Annotated in this window: 17 protein-coding genes; 7 read left to right on the top strand and 10 right to left on the bottom strand. The window is 71.7% G+C overall.

All coding sequences use genetic code 11. From position 1 onward, the window contains the following. Positions 1-68 precede the first annotated feature (68 nt). From nth to V6S66_RS02755, 5 genes are read left to right on the top strand one after another with little or no spacing between them, the layout of a single operon-like run. Positions 69-770 (top strand): endonuclease III, encoded by a 702-nt coding sequence (gene nth / locus V6S66_RS02735; protein WP_334207212.1) that lies wholly within the window; start codon positions 69-71, stop codon positions 768-770. Beyond that, positions 767-1,360, top strand: coding sequence for a TlpA family protein disulfide reductase (locus V6S66_RS02740; RefSeq protein WP_334205229.1), 594 nt, complete (start codon positions 767-769; stop codon positions 1,358-1,360). Before nth ends, V6S66_RS02740 begins: the two co-directional genes overlap by 4 nt. Further along, a complete protein-coding gene (locus V6S66_RS02745) occupies positions 1,357-2,037 on the top strand; it encodes an NUDIX hydrolase (protein WP_334205230.1) in 681 nt (226 codons plus the stop codon). The genes V6S66_RS02740 and V6S66_RS02745 overlap by 4 nt, the downstream gene beginning before the upstream one ends. A gap of 24 nt (positions 2,038-2,061) precedes the next feature. Then, entirely contained in the window at positions 2,062-3,231 is a 1,170-nt protein-coding gene (locus V6S66_RS02750; RefSeq protein ID WP_334205231.1) for a MarP family serine protease, read from the top strand. Beyond that, the gene (locus V6S66_RS02755; RefSeq protein ID WP_334205232.1) at positions 3,228-4,073 is read left to right on the top strand and encodes a hypothetical protein; all 846 of its coding nucleotides are present in this window, start codon (positions 3,228-3,230) and stop codon (positions 4,071-4,073) included. The genes V6S66_RS02750 and V6S66_RS02755 overlap by 4 nt, the downstream gene beginning before the upstream one ends. Here V6S66_RS02755 and V6S66_RS02760 read toward each other — a convergent pair. From V6S66_RS02760 to V6S66_RS02790, 7 genes are all read right to left on the bottom strand, one after another. Then, on the bottom strand, positions 4,039-4,479 hold the full coding sequence (locus V6S66_RS02760) for a phage holin family protein (RefSeq protein WP_334205233.1): 441 nt from the start codon (positions 4,477-4,479) through the stop codon (positions 4,039-4,041). The two genes, V6S66_RS02755 and V6S66_RS02760, sit on opposite strands and share 35 nt — an antisense overlap. A gap of 174 nt (positions 4,480-4,653) precedes the next feature. After that, the gene (gene acs, locus V6S66_RS02765; RefSeq protein WP_334205234.1) at positions 4,654-6,633 is read right to left on the bottom strand and encodes an acetate--CoA ligase; all 1,980 of its coding nucleotides are present in this window, start codon (positions 6,631-6,633) and stop codon (positions 4,654-4,656) included. A 32-nt stretch (positions 6,634-6,665) separates the two neighbouring features. Then, positions 6,666-7,232, bottom strand: coding sequence for a hypothetical protein (locus tag V6S66_RS02770; protein WP_334205235.1), 567 nt, complete (start codon positions 7,230-7,232; stop codon positions 6,666-6,668). A gap of 3 nt (positions 7,233-7,235) precedes the next feature. Next, entirely contained in the window at positions 7,236-7,556 is a 321-nt protein-coding gene (locus V6S66_RS02775) for a hypothetical protein (RefSeq protein WP_334205236.1), read from the bottom strand. Further along, positions 7,453-8,976, bottom strand: a complete 1,524-nt coding sequence (locus V6S66_RS02780; protein ID WP_334205237.1) for a hypothetical protein — start codon at positions 8,974-8,976, stop codon at positions 7,453-7,455. The genes V6S66_RS02775 and V6S66_RS02780 overlap by 104 nt, the downstream gene beginning before the upstream one ends. Then, positions 8,973-9,683 carry an ABC transporter ATP-binding protein gene (locus V6S66_RS02785; RefSeq protein ID WP_334205238.1) on the bottom strand — a complete coding sequence of 237 codons (711 nt, stop codon included), beginning with the start codon at positions 9,681-9,683 and terminating at the stop codon, positions 8,973-8,975. Before V6S66_RS02785 ends, V6S66_RS02780 begins: the two co-directional genes overlap by 4 nt. A 91-nt stretch (positions 9,684-9,774) precedes the next feature. Continuing rightward, on the bottom strand, positions 9,775-10,041 hold the full coding sequence (locus V6S66_RS02790; RefSeq protein WP_334205239.1) for a hypothetical protein: 267 nt from the start codon (positions 10,039-10,041) through the stop codon (positions 9,775-9,777). A 318-nt stretch (positions 10,042-10,359) separates the two neighbouring features. On the opposite strand from V6S66_RS02790, the gene V6S66_RS02795 reads away from it, so the two are divergent. Then, positions 10,360-12,579, top strand: a complete 2,220-nt coding sequence (locus V6S66_RS02795; RefSeq protein ID WP_334205240.1) for an NADP-dependent isocitrate dehydrogenase — start codon at positions 10,360-10,362, stop codon at positions 12,577-12,579. Between the two features lie 80 nt (positions 12,580-12,659). On the opposite strand, the gene V6S66_RS02800 is transcribed toward V6S66_RS02795, so the two are convergent. From V6S66_RS02800 to V6S66_RS02810, 3 genes are all read right to left on the bottom strand, one after another. After that, positions 12,660-13,265: an energy-coupling factor transporter transmembrane component T family protein gene (locus tag V6S66_RS02800; RefSeq protein ID WP_334205241.1), complete on the bottom strand. Its 606-nt coding sequence runs from the start codon at positions 13,263-13,265 to the stop codon at positions 12,660-12,662. An 8-nt stretch (positions 13,266-13,273) separates the two neighbouring features. Continuing rightward, positions 13,274-13,963 (bottom strand): energy-coupling factor ABC transporter ATP-binding protein, encoded by a 690-nt coding sequence (locus V6S66_RS02805; RefSeq protein ID WP_334205242.1) that lies wholly within the window; start codon positions 13,961-13,963, stop codon positions 13,274-13,276. Between the two features lie 61 nt (positions 13,964-14,024). Next, positions 14,025-14,633, bottom strand: coding sequence for a biotin transporter BioY (locus V6S66_RS02810; protein ID WP_334205243.1), 609 nt, complete (start codon positions 14,631-14,633; stop codon positions 14,025-14,027). Positions 14,634-14,731: 98 nt separating this feature from the next. Between V6S66_RS02810 and V6S66_RS02815 the strand changes: the two genes are divergently transcribed. Further along, positions 14,732-15,223 carry a TetR family transcriptional regulator gene (locus V6S66_RS02815; protein ID WP_334205244.1) on the top strand — a complete coding sequence of 164 codons (492 nt, stop codon included), beginning with the start codon at positions 14,732-14,734 and terminating at the stop codon, positions 15,221-15,223. Positions 15,224-15,225: the final 2 nt, after the last annotated feature.

Here is a 15,225-nt window from a genome sequence, read left to right on the forward strand (position 1 = left end):
GGGTGGCGCGACCGGAGACGACTCGAGGCTCCGGAGCACCCGTCCGGCCTCCCGCGGCGGCGCGCGACATCTCCCGCACGGCCCTGGTGCGCCGCGCCCGGCGCACGCACCGCGTGCTCGCCGAGGCGTATCCGGATGCGCGGTGCGAGCTCGACTTCCGCAGTCCGTTCGAGCTGCTCGTCGCCACGGTGCTGTCGGCGCAGACCACCGACCGCCGGGTCAACGCGGTCACGCCACTGCTCTTCGAGCGCTGGCCGGACGCCACCGCGATGGCGGGCGCCGATCGGGCCGAGGTCGAACAGATCGTCCGGCCCACGGGGTTCTTCCGGGCCAAGTCGGGCCACGTGCTGAGTCTCTCGGCGGCGATCGTGGAGCGGTTCGACGGTGAGGTCCCGGCCCGCATGGCCGACCTCGTCACGCTCCCCGGGGTGGGCCGCAAGACCGCCAACGTGGTGCTCGGCAACGCCTTCGAGGTGCCGGGTCTTCCGGTCGACACCCACGTGCTGCGACTCGTCGAACGACTCGGATGGGCCGACGCGCACACCGTCGGCGACCCGGTCCGCACCGAGCACGCCGTGGGAGCGCTGTTCCCGCGCCGTGACTGGACCATGCTGAGCCACCGCCTGATCTGGCACGGTCGCCGCCGCTGCCACGCCCGCACACCGGCCTGTGGTGCCTGCCCGGTGGCCCGCTGGTGCCCGTCCTACGGACTCGGTCCCACCGATCCCGCGCTCGCCGAGGCGCTCGTCACGACGCAGGGGCGCGCATGAGGCGCCTCACGGCCTGGGCGGTGCTCGCCGTGCTCGTGCTCGCCGCGTGCGCGCCCGACCGGGCCGCGGACCAAGCCACGGACGGCGCGCCCATCGGGGCCGACGTCGTCACGGCCGCGCAGGACGCCGGCATCGACCCGTGCCCCGGGCGGTCCTCGGGCGCCGCGACCGACTCGCCGTTCTCCGACGTCGAGCTCGTCTGCGTCTCGACGGGGAAGCCCGTCGATCTCGCGGCCTTCGACGGTCCGGTCGTCGTCAACGTCTGGGCCCACTGGTGCGAGCCGTGCCGCGAGGAGCTCCCGCTGCTGGTGCGGGCCGCGGAGGAGTACGCCGGCCGCGTCACGTTCGTCGGCATCGTGTTCGCCGACGAGGACCCGGCGTCGGCGATCGACCTGGCGCGGTCCACCGGGGTCACCTATCCCCAGGTCGCCGATCCGTCGAGCTCGCTGCGCGTGCCCCTGTCGCTGCGGGGGCTCCCCACCACGACGTTCCTGGTCGACGGGCAGGTCGTCGGCTCCCAGCTGACGCCGTACGACGACTACGGTGTGCTCGTCGCCGACATCGCGGAGCACCTGGAGGTGGAGCAGTGAACCAGCGCGCACCCCTGCCCCCGGTGCCTCCCTCGGTGCCGGAGTGGCTGCGTCCGCTGGCCGACATCGCCGGGTCGGTCCAGCCCGAGCGCCTGTCGCCCCGATTTCCCCACCCGCCGGCCGACGCGCGGCCGGCCGCGGTCCTGCTGCTGTTCTCCGACGGCGAGCGTGGGCCGGAGATCCTGCTGACCGAGCGGGCCACGACCCTGCGGCAGCACGCGGGTCAGGTCTCGTTCCCCGGTGGTCGGGTCGACCCCGGCGACGGGGTCGGCAACGAGGGCTTCATCGCCGCGGCGCTGCGTGAGGCGCAGGAGGAGGTCGGGCTCGACCCGGCGGGGGTCGACGTGTTCGGGACCCTGCCGACGCTGTGGCTCCCGCCGAGCAACTTCGCGGTGGCCCCGGTGCTGGCCTACTGGCGGGAGCCGCAGATGCTGCAGCCGGTGTCGGTCGCCGAGGTCCGCACGGTGCTCCACCAGCCCATCGACGAGCTGCTGGACCCCGACCGCCGGTTCACCGTGATCCACCCGATGGGCTGGCGCGGTCCGGCGTTCGACGTCGGCACGCCGGTGCCGCTCTGGGGCTTCACGGCCGGGATCGTGTCGCGCCTGTTCGAGGTCGTCGGGTGGGAGCGTCCGTGGGACGCCTCCGTCGAGCGCGAGCTCCCCACCCCGTCATGAAGGCCCAGCCATGAGGACCCCGCCATGAACTCCCTCGACCTCGGCATCCTGATCATCGCCCTGGCCTTCGCGATCTCCGGTGTCGTGCAGGGGTTCCTGGCCAACCTCGCCGCCACGGTCGGGCTCCTGGTCGGCGGGCTCCTGGCGGTGCTGCTGGTGCCCCTCGTCATCTCGCCGGCCGAGCCGAACCTCGCCGCGTCGCTGACAGCGCTCGGCATCGTCGTCGCCGCCGCGGCCGGGGGCCAGATCCTCGGCACCGTCGTGGGTGCCGACCTGCGACGCACCGTGCGCTCGCCGCGGGGGCGGTGGGTCGACGCGGCCGGTGGGGGCGTCCTCAGCGTCGTCTCGGTGCTCGTCGTGTCCTGGGCGCTCGGCTACGCCGTCAGCGGCACGACGGTGCCGTACCTGTCGACCGCCGCCCGGGAGTCCGCGATCCTCGGCACGGTCGACCGTGCGATGCCCTCGCAGGCCAGCGGGGTCCTGCGGGCCTTCAGCGACGTCATCGACGCCAATCTGTTCCCGCGCTACCTCGACCCGTTCGACAGCGAGGACATCGTCCGGGTCGGACCGCCCGACCCGGCCACGCTCCAGCTGCCCGGTGTCGATCAGGCGGCCGTCTCGGTCGTGAAGATCCTGGGTGAGGCCTCCTGCGACCGCGGCATCGAGGGCACGGGTTTCGTGTTCGCCGAGGACCGGGTCATGACCAACGCCCACGTCGTCGCCGGGGTCTCGCGGCCCGACGTGGTCACGACCGAGGGCTCGTTCGAGGCGACGGTCGTCGTGTTCGATCCCGAGCTCGACGTCGCGGTGCTCGCGGTCGACCTCGACCTGCCCGCGCTGGCGTTCGACACCGACGGCGAGGCCGGTCAGGACGCCGCGGTGCTCGGCTATCCTGGCAACGGTCCGTTCGACGCGCAGGCGGCACGCATCCGCGAACGCATCCGGCTCAACAGCCCCGACATCTACGACGGGGGACAGCACGTGCGCGAGTCGTTCTCGATCCGCAGCCTCGTGCGCTCGGGCAACTCGGGCGGTCCGCTCGTGTCGACCGAGGGGCAGGTGCTCGGCGTGATCTTCGCGGCGTCGATCACCGACTCGAACACCGGCTACGCGCTCACGGCCGAGCAGGTCGCCGACGCCGCTGAGACCGGCAGCTCGGCCACCGCCTCGGTCGACACCGGCGGTTGTGCGTGAGGGGTTTCGGGTCGCTTCTCGCCGGCCTCGTCGCGGTCGTCGCGTTCGCGGTCGCGCTGCCGCTCGCGTGGCTGGCCGTCGAGATCGCCGACGAGGACGGCTACGTCGAGCTCAGTCGCGGCATCCTCGACGACACCGCGACACGCACGGCCTTGGTCGAGGCAGTCGTCGACGAGCTCGACGGGCGCACCCGCGACCGCCTCGAGGAACTCAGGATCCCCGCCGACGTCATCGACCGCACGCTGGAGGAGCTGGCCGGGTTCGTGGGGGAGGGCCTCGCCAGTGACGTGGTCGTCGACGGGTGGGGTGACTCCCAGCGCCAGGCGCACCGGGAGATGTTCCGCGGCGAGGACCAGGACTACAGATTCGTCGTCGACCTCGCCCCGCTCGTCGCCGCCGTGGCGACCGAGGCCGGGGTCGAGCTCGACGTGACGAGCGTGCCGATCGAGATGCAGGACCAGCAGGCGCGGCGAGCCGTCGCCACCGCCGCGGCGAGTCCGCAGCTGGCCGTCGGTGCGGGTGTGGTGACCCTCGCCGGTGCCGTGCTGGCACAGGTCCTGGCGCGCCGTCGAGGCGTCGCCCTGGTGTGGCTCGGCGCCGGTGCGCTGGCCGTCACGGGCCTGCTCCACCTCGGGGCCCGTGTCGCGGCGTCGACCGATCCTTCAGCGGGCACGGATGCGGGCACCCGGGTGGGACTCGTCCTCGTCGACGTCGCCCGGGCGTCGTTCGACGACCTGCTCGCCAAGGCCGCGATCGGTGGCGGCGTCGTGCTCGTGGTCGGCGTGGTGCTGGCCGTCGCGGAGTCGGTCAGGCAGGGTCGAGGTCGGACCGCTGGCCCTTGAGCGCCGCCGGGATCTGCTTCGCGGTCTCGATCGTGGCCTCGGGCGCGCGGATCTTCTTGATCCGGTTGATGCCGAACACCACCAGCAGCGCCGCGAGCAGCGTGTAGGTGCCGGCCACGATCAGGAACGCCCACGCGGGGTGCAGGCCGGTCATCGTCAGGAAGTACGCGAACGCGAACGACAGCATGATGACGATCAGCACGCCGAAGAATCCGGCGACGATGAAGAGCAGCGATCCGAGCACGCCGGCCTTCACGCTGAAGCGCAGCTCGGCCTTGGCGAGGGCCACCTCGTGCTGCACCAGGGACGACAGGTCCCGGCTGGCGTCGGCGACGAGCCGGCCGATCGTGGGCTCCTCGACCTTGTCGGTCGCGGCGTCGGACGATGACTTCACGCTGATGGCCATGGGCGTGAGCCTACAAGCGACGGGCCCCGCCGCACCACGGGCCGGCGAGGGGCGGTGAGTGTTCCACCTGCAGGCGAGGGGCGGTGAGTGTTCCACCGCACCAGCGCTCGTGCGCTGGAACACTCGCCGCCGGCCCGCGCACGGGTGGAAGACTCACCGCCCGACGCCGGAGGATCAGTCGTCGCTGCTGGACGTCTTCAGGCCCTGGGTGATGAGGTCCATGACCGAGGAGTCGGCCAGGGTGCTGGAGTCGCCGACCTCGCGGTTCTCGGCGACGTCGCGGAGCAGGCGGCGCATGATCTTGCCCGAGCGGGTCTTGGGCAGCTCGGGCACGACCATGATCTGGCGCGGCTTGGCGATGGGCCCGATCTCCTTGGCCACGTGGTTGCGTAGCGCGGTGATGGCGTCGTCGGTGTCGCCGCCCTCGCCGGCCGACTCGCGCAGGATCACGAACGCCACGACGGCCTGGCCGGTGGTGTCGTCGGTGGCGCCGACGACGGCGGCCTCGGCGACCGAGGGGTGCGACACGAGGGCCGACTCGATCTCGGTCGTCGAGAGGCGGTGGCCCGAGACGTTCATGACGTCGTCGACGCGGCCCAGCAACCAGATCGCGCCGTCGTCGTCCTTCTTGGCGCCATCGCCGGCGAAGTAGTAGCCCTGCTTCGCGAAGCGCGACCAGTACGTCTCCTTGTACCGTTCCTCATCGCCCCAGATCGTGCGGAGCATCGCGGGCCACGGCTCGGTGACCACGAGGTAGCCGCCGCCGCCGTTCGGGACGGGCTCGCCGGCGTCGTCGACGACGTCGATGCTGATGCCGGGGAAGCCGATCATGGCCGATCCGGGCTTGGCGTTCGTGACGCCCGGCAGCGGGGTGATCATGTGGGCGCCGGTCTCGGTCTGCCACCACGTGTCGACGATCGGGGTGCGCCCGCCGCCGACGTTGTCGCGGTACCAGACGTAGGCCTCGGGGTTGATCGACTCACCCACCGAGCCGAGGATGCGCAGCGAGCTGAGGTCGTGCTCGGCGGGGATCTGGCGGCCCCACTTCATGAACGTGCGGACCGCAGTGGGGGCCGTGTAGAAGAGCGTGACGCCGTACTCGGCGATGATCTCCCACCACCGGCCCTTGTGCGGGGTGTCGGGCGTGCCCTCGTAGAGCACCTGCGTGGCGCCCTCAGCCGTCGGCCCGTAGACGATGTAGGAGTGGCCGGTGACCCAGCCGACGTCGGCGGTGCACCAGTAGACGTCGGTCTCGGGCTTGTGGTCGAACGTGCCGTGGAACGTCGTCGCCGCCTGGGTCAGGTAGCCACCCGAGGTGTGCAGGATGCCCTTGGGCTTGCCCGTGGTGCCGGAGGTGTACATGACGTAGAGCGGGTGCTCGGCGTCGAAGGACTGGAACCGGTGGTCGGTGGAGGCCTCGCCGACGACGTCGTCCCACCAGACGTCGAGGTCGTCGTTCCAGTCGACCTCCTGCCCCGTGCGCTTGACGACGAGCACGTTCTCGACCGGGCTCGCGTCGCCGAGCTTCGCCAGCGCCTCGTCGACGGCGGGCTTGAGGGCCGACGGGTTGCCCCGGCGGTAGCCACCGTCGGAGGTGATGACGAGCTTGGCGCCGCAGTCGTCGACCCGGGACGCGAGGGCGTCGGAGCTGAACCCGCCGAACACCACGGTGTGCGGGGCGCCGACGCGGGCGCAGGCCAGCATCGCGATGACGGCCTCGGGGATCATGGGCAGGTAGATCGCGACGCGGTCGCCGGCCTCGATGCCGAGCTCCTCGATCGCGTTCGCCGCCTGGCTGACCTCGTCCTTGAGATCGGCGTACGTGATGGTGCGCGTGTCGCCGGGCTCGCCGACGAAGTGGAACGCGACCTTCTCGCCGTGACCGTTCTCGACGTGCCGGTCGACGCAGTTGTAGGCGACGTTGAGCTTGCCGCCGACGAACCACTTCGCGAACGGCGGGTCCGACCAGTCGAGCACCTCGGTGAAGGGGGTGTCCCAGGTCAGGCGTGCGGCCTGCTCGCCCCAGAAGCCGAGCCGGTCGTTCTCGGCGGCCTCGTAGGTGGCGGCGGTGAAGTTGGCGTTCGCGGCCAGGTCGGCCGGCGGCTCGAAGATGCGGTCCTCGTGGGCGAGGTTGCTGATGGTCTCGTCGGTCACAGGTGTCTCCTGGTCGAGGGTGCGGTCGTGATTCATCGTGTCCCACGCCACAGCATGCCGCGAGGCGTGTTGCAGGTCGGTTGCGGGGCGAGCGCGGCTCGCCGCGACGACCGGGCAGCGGTGACGAGGGCACGTCCGTCGCCGAGCGGAGGCACCAGCGCGAGCACGTGCGCGAGGTACCACCACCGCAGGGTGGAGCCGGGCAGCAGGACCCCCAGCCCGAGCCCGACCAGGACGCACGCTCCCGGACCGGCGACGGCCACTGCGGCGATCTGTCGCGGACTCATCAGCCCGCACGGGTGCAACGAGATCCGCCAGCCGGTGCGCTCCAGCCAGACCTGGTCGACCGAGGCGATGCGGCGCAGCGCCAGGAGGTGGGCGAGCTCGTGCACCACGAACGAGCCCAGGAGACCGAGGATCACGACCGCCGTGAGGCGACCGAACATCTGCGCGGGCACGGGGTCGCCGGACGCGCTCCACCAGCCACCTGCGGCGGCGGTGAGCGCCCCGAGGAGGGCCAGCAGTGGCCACACCTGGATGACGACCGTGGCCGCCACCCGGGCGGCCGTGGCCGGCACGGCACGACGTGCCGGGGGCACGGCTCAGGCTCCGCCCTGCTGCTCGAGCAGCTGCTGACGGTACTGCTTGAGCGCGCGGTAGGTGAGCTGGATGACCGTGAGCATGATGGCCAGGACGACGAACAGCAGCACGAGCGGCAGGGGGTTCTCGACGCCCATCGTGACCGAGGTCGAGCCGTCGGCGGCATCGCGCGACTCGAACATCAGCGCGCCGAAGAACGTCTCGCGGCGCACGTCGCCGTCATCGCTCGAGAACATGAGGTACAGCAGGGTCAGGGTGGCGATCACGAGGGTCAGCAGCGCGGCTCCGGCCAGGCTGTTGACGAGGACGAGGACCTTCTTCATGGCGACTCCTTGAGGTGGACGCGGCGATGCCGATGACGCTGTAGACGACGAACAGGGCGACCGTGGCGACCGCGAACGAGGCAGCCGCAGCGGGAGGGAGCTGGAGGATGCCGACGCCGAGTCCGAGCAGCGCGACGAGCGCGGCGGTGAGCGAGACGCCGACGAAGACTGAGAACGGGTTGTCGTCCTCGGCGGGGAAGATGATGCCGACGCCCAGTGCCACGAGGACGCCGGCGAGGCTCGCCACGAGAGGCACGGCCAGGCCGCCGGCCGTCTCGGGGCGCACCGCGATCACCGCCACGGTGGCGGGTGCCGCGGCCGTGAGCCAGAGCAGTGCCTGAGCGCGCACGAGGTACCCGTAGACGGCCCAGGCCGAGGGCGTGCCGCCGCGCAGTCGGCGCAGCGGGTCGGTGGCGGCGAACTGGTAGAGCGCGCCCATCGAGAGGACCGAGAGTGCCCAGAGGGGATGCGCGACCGGCCGGACGCAGAGTGCCACGAGCAGCGCCACTGCGAGTACGGCGGGCAGCCAGGTCTGGAAGCTCCGGAAGGCGCACCAATCGTAGGGGCCGAACAGGCGCCCGGTCACGGGCCCGGCCCGCCACGGCAGGAAGCGCGCCTGTCGGAGGTGCCGGTCGGGGGTGAGCAGGACCGTGGCGACCGCGAGGGCGACGACGAGCGCCAGGCCGCCCGCGAGGGCGGCGGGGTGGCCGATCCGGTCGGCCAGGACGCCGACGGCAGACGTCCAGGGTCGCTCGCCCGAGCCGCTCAGGTAGGCCGAGCTCGCTTCGGCTGCCAGGCGCGGCACCGTGGACACGTGGGCCACGAGCAGGACGAACAGGAGCACGACGAGGACGACCGGTTGGGCGCGCCGCAGTCCGACCGCGGTGAGCAACCGTGACAGGACCTGGTGCGCGAGGCTCACCGTGAGGTACGTGAGCAGGGCCGGCAGCGCGACCGCCTCGACGAGCGGCACGAGTCCACCGGGACCGCGCACCACGAGGGACGCGATCGAGAGCGAGCACACGCCGGCCGTGACGACGGCGGCCGACATCGCTCCCTCGTACAGCACGAACGCGGCGGCGCGTTCGCGATTGGTGACCGGAAGGGCGAAGGTCAGCGCGAGCATGCCCTCGGCGTTGAGGAACAGGGTCTTGACCAGCACCGCGGCGGCGAGGCACCACATGACGGTCGAGACGGTCGTGACGTCGAGCAGGAGCTCCCACGCCTCGGGCTCCTCCCGGAGCGGTGCGAGGAACGTGACGGCGCCCGCCACCGCCGCGGCGAGGAGGGCGAGCAGCGCCACCCCCACCGCCAGACGGATCGGCCGCGAGGCGAGCACCCCGGCCCGCAGCACACGGCGACCGGCGTAGCGCAGCAGCAGGTGCGCGAGCACGAGGGAGCGGGAGGGGCGCACGGTCACCGGTCCTCGGCGTCGAGATGGGCGAAGACCATCGAGGCGAGCGACCCGTGGCGCTCGAGCAGGGCCGACGTGGTGTCGTCGGCCACGACGCGGCCGAGGTCGAGGAACACCACGCGGTCGGCGAGTCGTTCCAGCAGGGCGAAGTCGTGCGTGCACAGCAGCACCGCCCCGCCGTCGGCGCGCAGGCGGGACAGCTCCTTCTCGCAGAGGCGCAACGACTCGACGTCGATCCCGTTGAGGGTCTCGTCGACGACGGTGAGCGGCCGGCGCATCGTGAGCGCACTGACGAACTGGGTCTTCTTGCGCATTCCGTGCGAGTAGTCCTCGATCAGGTCGTCGAGGCGACCCCGCATCCCGAACCGGGCGAAGAGGCCCTCGGCGTCGCCCGTTCCCCGCCGGTAGAGCGCGCCGATCATGTCGAGGTACTCGCGCCCGGTGAGGAACTGGGGGAGGTGGTCGTCGCTCGGCAGGTACAGCGACCGCTCCTTCGCCGTCGCCGTCGTGTGGGCGACGCCGTCGATCGTGATCTGACCGTCCTGGGCGGCGAGGAGGTCGAAGACCGCGCGGATCAGCGTGGACTTGCCGGACCCGTTGGGCCCGACGAGTCCCACGACCTGACCGGCGTCGACGCGCAGGCTCACGTCGTGGAGCACGCGCACCCCGGCGTCGTACGCGAAGCCCAACGACCGGACGTCGAGGGCGGTCATGGCCGCACCGCCCCGCCGTCCAGGTGCGGTGGCGGGGCCGACCCGGGTCGTGCCCGGGGGGTTCGGGTCGGCCCCGCCGGTCCTGGGTCACCTAGACGCACTGGATGTTCACCTTGAGGCCGAAGTTCTTGAAGGACCACTCCCCGGTGAAGCGCTTGCCCTTCTTGACGACGCACCACACGGCCATGCCGGCCAGGAGCGTGGCACCCATCCCGAGGATGACGGCGGTGAACACGAGGAACCAGCCGTCGTAGCGGACGAGCCCCCGCTCGAGTCTGAGCTGGGCGCGGTGGACGGTGTTGGTCGTCCATGCGTGGGCGTGGGCCGACGCGGTGTTCGGCAGATCGATCACGGACATCTCATGGGTTCCTTCCCCGAAGGAGCACGGGGCCGACCACCCGATGTGACCGCGTTCCCCGATACTGATCCGTAGCATCTCCGACGGCGCGGACCGTCGTCAACGACCCGTTCCGAGGCTGTGGACAGCGCGATTCGTCCCCACCACCGCCGGGCCCCGGGCGATGCGACAGGAGCCGCGCGGGTGTCGGACCGTTCCCCTCGCCCGCTCGAGGTCCGGGGCGGGCTCGACACCGCCGACGCCGGGTGCCACGGTGGGCAGGAGTCTCGATGAGATATCTTGACGTCAAACTATTCTTGCGTGCGAAACGGAGACCCCGTGGCCGAGCCGACGATCATCTACACCCACACCGACGAGGCGCCCGCCCTGGCGACGCACTCGTTCCTTCCCTTCATCGAGGCGTACGCGTCCACCGCGGGCGTGCAGGTCGAGACCCGCGACATCTCGCTCGCCGGGCGTATCATCAGCCAGTTCCCCGACCACCTCGAGGAGGGGCAGCGCATCGACGACGCCCTCGCCGAGCTCGGTGAGCTGGCCCTGCGCCCCGAGGCCAACATCATCAAGCTCCCGAACATCTCGGCCTCCGTGCCGCAGCTCAAGGCGGCCATCGCCGAGCTGCAGAGCCAGGGCTACGCGCTGCCCGCGTACCCCGAGGACCCGCAGACCGACGAGGACAAGGAGATCCGCGCCCGCTACGGCAAGGTCATGGGCTCCGCGGTCAACCCGGTCCTGCGCGAGGGCAACTCCGACCGCCGCGCGCCCGCCTCGGTCAAGAGCTACGCCCAGAAGCACCCGCACCGCATGGGCGCCTGGTCGGCCGACTCCAAGACCACGGTCGCCACAATGGGCGTCCGCGACTTCCGCGACAACGAGAAGTCGGTCGTCATCGACGCCGACGACACCCTGAAGATCGAGCTCGTCGGCGACGACGGCTCGGTCACGGTGCTCAAGGACTCGCTGCCCGTCATCGCCGGTGAGGTCATCGACGCCACGTACCTCGACGTCGCCGCGCTGCGCGAGTTCCTGACCGCGCAGATCGCCCAGGCCAAGGCCGACGGCGTGCTGTTCTCGGTGCACCTCAAGGCCACCATGATGAAGGTCTCCGACCCGATCATCTTCGGCCACGTCGTGCGCGCGTTCTTCCCGAAGACGTTCGCCGCGTTCGCGGGTGACCTCGCGTCGGCGGGCCTCAGCCCCAACGACGGCCTCGGCGGCATCCTCGCGGGTCTCGACAAGCTGCCGAACGGCGCGGAGATCAAGGCCTCCTTCGAGGCCGAGCTGGCCGAGGGCCCCGAGCTCGCGATGGTCAACTCCGACAAGGGCATCACGAACCTGCACGTGCCGAGCGACGTCATCGTCGACGCGTCGATGCCGGCCATGATCCGCACGTCCGGCCACATGTGGGGCCCGGACGGCGACGAGGCCGACACCCTCGCGGTCATCCCCGACTCGAGCTACGCCGGCATCTACCAGGTCGTCGTCGAGGACTGCAAGGCCAACGGCGCCTACGACCCGTCGACGATGGGCACCGTCCCGAACGTCGGGCTCATGGCGCAGAAGGCCGAGGAGTACGGCAGCCACGACAAGACGTTCGAGATCCCGACCACCGGCACCGTCCGTGTCGTGAACTCGGCCGGTGACGCGATCCTCGAGCACGTCGTCGCCCAGGGTGACATCTGGCGCGCCTGCCAGACCAAGGACGTGCCGATCCGCGACTGGGTCAAGCTCGCCGTCACGCGTGCCCGCGCCTCCGGCGACCCGGCCGTGTTCTGGCTCGACGAGACGCGCGCCCATGACGCCAACCTGATCGCCAAGGTCAACGCGTACCTGCCGGAGCACGACACCGAGGGCCTCGACATCCGGATCCTCTCGCCGGAGGACGCCACGAAGCTGTCGGTCGACCGGATCCGCAAGGGCGAGAACACCATCTCGGTCACGGGCAACGTGCTGCGCGACTACAACACCGACCTGTTCCCGATCCTCGAGCTCGGCACCAGCGCCAAGATGCTGTCGGTCGTGCCGCTCATCAACGGTGGCGGCCTGTTCGAGACCGGCGCCGGTGGTTCCGCTCCCAAGCACGTGCAGCAGCTCGTGGAGGAGAACTACCTCCGCTGGGACTCGCTCGGTGAGTTCCTCGCGCTGGCGGTGAGCCTGGAGCACCTCGCCCAGACCACCGACAACCCGCGCGCCCAGGTGCTGGCCGACACGCTCGACCGCGCGACCGGCACGTTCCTCGACGAGGACCGCTCGCCCGGCCGCAAGCTCGGCACGATCGACAACCGCGGCAGCCACTTCTACCTGGGCCTGTACTGGGCGCAGGAGCTCGCGAAGCAGACCGAGGACACCGAGCTGGCCGAGGCCTTCGGCGCGCTCGCCGGCTCGTTGGCCGAGCAGGAGCAGACGATCGTCGACGAGCTCCTCGCGGTTCAGGGCTCGCCGGCCGAGATCGGCGGCTACTTCCGCCCCGACGCCGAGCTGGCCGCGCAGGTCATGCGTCCGTCCGCCACGCTGAACGAGGCCCTCGCCACGTTGGGCTGACCTCGCCAAGAATTGCGCTCAGTTGTGCGGTTTCCCTCCGGGGGTTCTGCGCAACTGGGCGCATTTCTCGTTGGCGGGGCTCAGTCGTCGAGGCCGCGGGCGGCCAGGGCGTCGCCCGTCGCGTAGGCGTGCGCCACGACCCGGATCGCGAACGGCACCAGCAAGGCCCGCGGACTCCTCTCGAGTCCGCGGGCCTTGGCCGCTGCGCGGGTCTCGTTCGCGACCTCCAGCACAGCCGGGAGCGCACGCAGCACCAGGGCGAACGCCAGGGCGATCCGTTCCGGGCGTGCGCCGACGAGCCGTACGGGCGACGCGATCCGCTCGATCGTGCCGAGCAGGTCGTCGACCGCGGTCGTGGCCGTGAAGGCCAGGCCGACGAGGAACAGTGCGAGCAGGCTGCCGACGACCGCGGCCGCGACCTCAGGTCCGCGTTGCCACGTCTGGAACGCCGCCACCAGCGCCATCAGCACCAGGAACCCGCGCATCGTGCGGAGGGTGCGGCGCAGGGCCAGGCCCGACCAGACCGCCACCGCGATCGCGACGACGGCGTACGTGGGGGAGGTGACCGGTCCGCGGGTGGCGACGACGAGGATCGACCACGCAGCGACCACGGCGAGCTTCGGCCCCACCGGCATTCGGTGCAGCGCCGTGGTGCCGGGGCGGTAGACGCCCAGCAGCTCAGACATCGCTCGGCTCAGGCATCGGTCAGCGCCACGTAGTGGTCGACGGCGTCGGTCGCCGGTCCGTCGAACACGACCCGGGCGGCGTCCACGACGAGGACCCGGTCGCACCGGCGGGCGAGGTCGAGGTCGTGGGTCACGAGCACGAGCTGCTGGCGCAGGGCGAAGAGACGGTCGGCGACGGCCCGGGTGTTGCGCAGGTCGAGCAGCGTCGTCGGCTCGTCGGCCACGACGACCTCAGGATCGGTGGCGAGCACTCCGGCCAGGGCCAGCAGCTGCTTCTGTCCGCCGGACAGCGAGTGAACCGGCACGTCGGCACGGTCCCCGAGGCCGATCTCGTCGAGCACCTCGCGCGCCCGCCTGCGGCGCGCGGCCTTGTCGGGCACGCTGCGCCGGAGCGACAGGGTGACGTCCTCGAGCGGGGTCGGCATGACGAGCTGCGCGTCCGGATGGGTGAACACGAAGCCGACCCGGCGACGTACCTCGCGCCCGTCCCGAGCGACGTCCAGGCCGTCGACGAGCACGTGCCCGGCGGCCGGGAGCGCCAGGCCGTTGAAGAGCCGGGCGAGGGTCGACTTCCCGGAGCCGTTGGCGCCGATGATCCCGATCCGGCGCTCGCCGAGCGACAGGGTCGTCGGGTGCAGCAGGGTGACCGGCCCCTCGGGGGCGTCGACGACGACCGTCGCGTCCCGCAGCTCGATCACGGTGCTCCTCGGTCTCGGTCAGGGGCTCCTCGGTCTCGGAGCGTCTCCGTCAGGGGAGAACCTACCCGCGCGTGAGGCGCGGGAAGGCGCGATGCACCGCCGCCGCCACGATCGCGGCGATCACGCCCTTGGCGACGTCGGCGAGGAAGAAGGGGGTGGCGTAGCCCCACGCGACGGCGAGCGAGACGTCGAGCGCGCGGGCCATGCCCAGGGTGCCGAGCGTGCCGACGACCGCGACCGTCACGATCGCGGCGGCGACCGCCACGGCGACCGTGAACACCGTCGCACCCCGACGGACGGCGTAGGTGGCGACCAGGCCCACCAGGAACGCGGCGATCGGGAAGGCGAGCAGGTAGCCCCCCGTCGCCCCGCCCCAGACGCCCGGGCCGGCCTGGCCCTGCGTGAAGATCGGCACGCCGGCCGTGGCCACCGCGAGGTAGAGCGCGACGGCGATGAACCCCCGCTTGGCGCCGAGCACGGCACCGGCGAGGAACACGCCGAACATCTGCAGCGTGAACGGGACGTTGGCGACGCCGTTGATCGCCGGCAGCACGGCGCACACGCCGATCACGGCGGCGAAGGTCGTGACCAGGGCGAGATCGGTCGCGGGGGAGCTGCGGCGCGCGAGGGGTGCGGCGGTGCTGGTCGTGGCGGGGGTCGTGGCAGTCATGTCATGCTCCTGAACGGTGTTCACCTGAACGGTGTTCGGTAGTGTGGCACAGCGGCGCGCTCCGGCGCCAACCTGGGCACGGTGTCGGGAGGGGACCCATGGCGAACACGCTCGACGACGTCGTCGACCGGGCGCTGAGCGTGCTCGACGAGTTCGGTCTGGAGTTCTGCTCGATGCGTCGCGTGGCGGGGGCCCTCGGCGTGCAGCCGAGCGCGCTCTACCACCATGTCGCGAACAAGCAGACCCTCCTGTCGCTCATGGCGGCGAGGATCGTCGCCGACGTCGAGGTCACGGGCGACGTCGCCGGCTCGATGACCCGGCTCCGCGCCGCGATGCTCGCGATCCGCGACGGCGCGGAGGTCGTGGCGACGGCGGCGGCCTTCCGCCTCGAGGTGTCGGCGACCGAGGAGGCCTTGGCCCAGCAGGTCGGTCTCGACGTCGCCCGCACCTTGTTGATCTATGTCGTCGGCCACACCCAGTCGACCCAGCTGCACCGGCAGGCCGCCGAGGTCGGCGCCATCGCTCTCGACCCGGACCTCGACGACTCGTTCGAGCGCGGCCTCGCGATCATCCTGGGAAGCCGGGACTGACG

Source organism: Aeromicrobium sp. Sec7.5 (genome assembly GCF_036867135.1).
Lineage (GTDB): Bacteria > Actinomycetota > Actinomycetes > Propionibacteriales > Nocardioidaceae > Aeromicrobium.

Bases quoted from the DNA above. Each gene is read 5' to 3' on its own strand.
- V6S66_RS02740 (WP_334205229.1), top strand. From the start codon at position 767: ATGAGGCGCCTCACGGCCTGGGCGGTGCTCGCCGTGCTCGTGCTCGCC.
- V6S66_RS02760 (WP_334205233.1), bottom strand. From the start codon at position 4,479: ATGGCCATCAGCGTGAAGTCATCGTCCGACGCCGCGACCGACAAGGTC.
- V6S66_RS02790 (WP_334205239.1), bottom strand. From the start codon at position 10,041: ATGTCCGTGATCGATCTGCCGAACACCGCGTCGGCCCACGCCCACGCA.
- V6S66_RS02775 (WP_334205236.1), bottom strand. From the start codon at position 7,556: ATGAAGAAGGTCCTCGTCCTCGTCAACAGCCTGGCCGGAGCCGCGCTG.
- V6S66_RS02750 (WP_334205231.1), top strand. From the start codon at position 2,062: ATGAACTCCCTCGACCTCGGCATCCTGATCATCGCCCTGGCCTTCGCG.
- V6S66_RS02815 (WP_334205244.1), top strand. From the start codon at position 14,732: ATGGCGAACACGCTCGACGACGTCGTCGACCGGGCGCTGAGCGTGCTC.
- V6S66_RS02785 (WP_334205238.1), bottom strand. From the start codon at position 9,683: ATGACCGCCCTCGACGTCCGGTCGTTGGGCTTCGCGTACGACGCCGGG.
- V6S66_RS02800 (WP_334205241.1), bottom strand. From the start codon at position 13,265: ATGTCTGAGCTGCTGGGCGTCTACCGCCCCGGCACCACGGCGCTGCAC.
- V6S66_RS02810 (WP_334205243.1), bottom strand. From the start codon at position 14,633: ATGACTGCCACGACCCCCGCCACGACCAGCACCGCCGCACCCCTCGCG.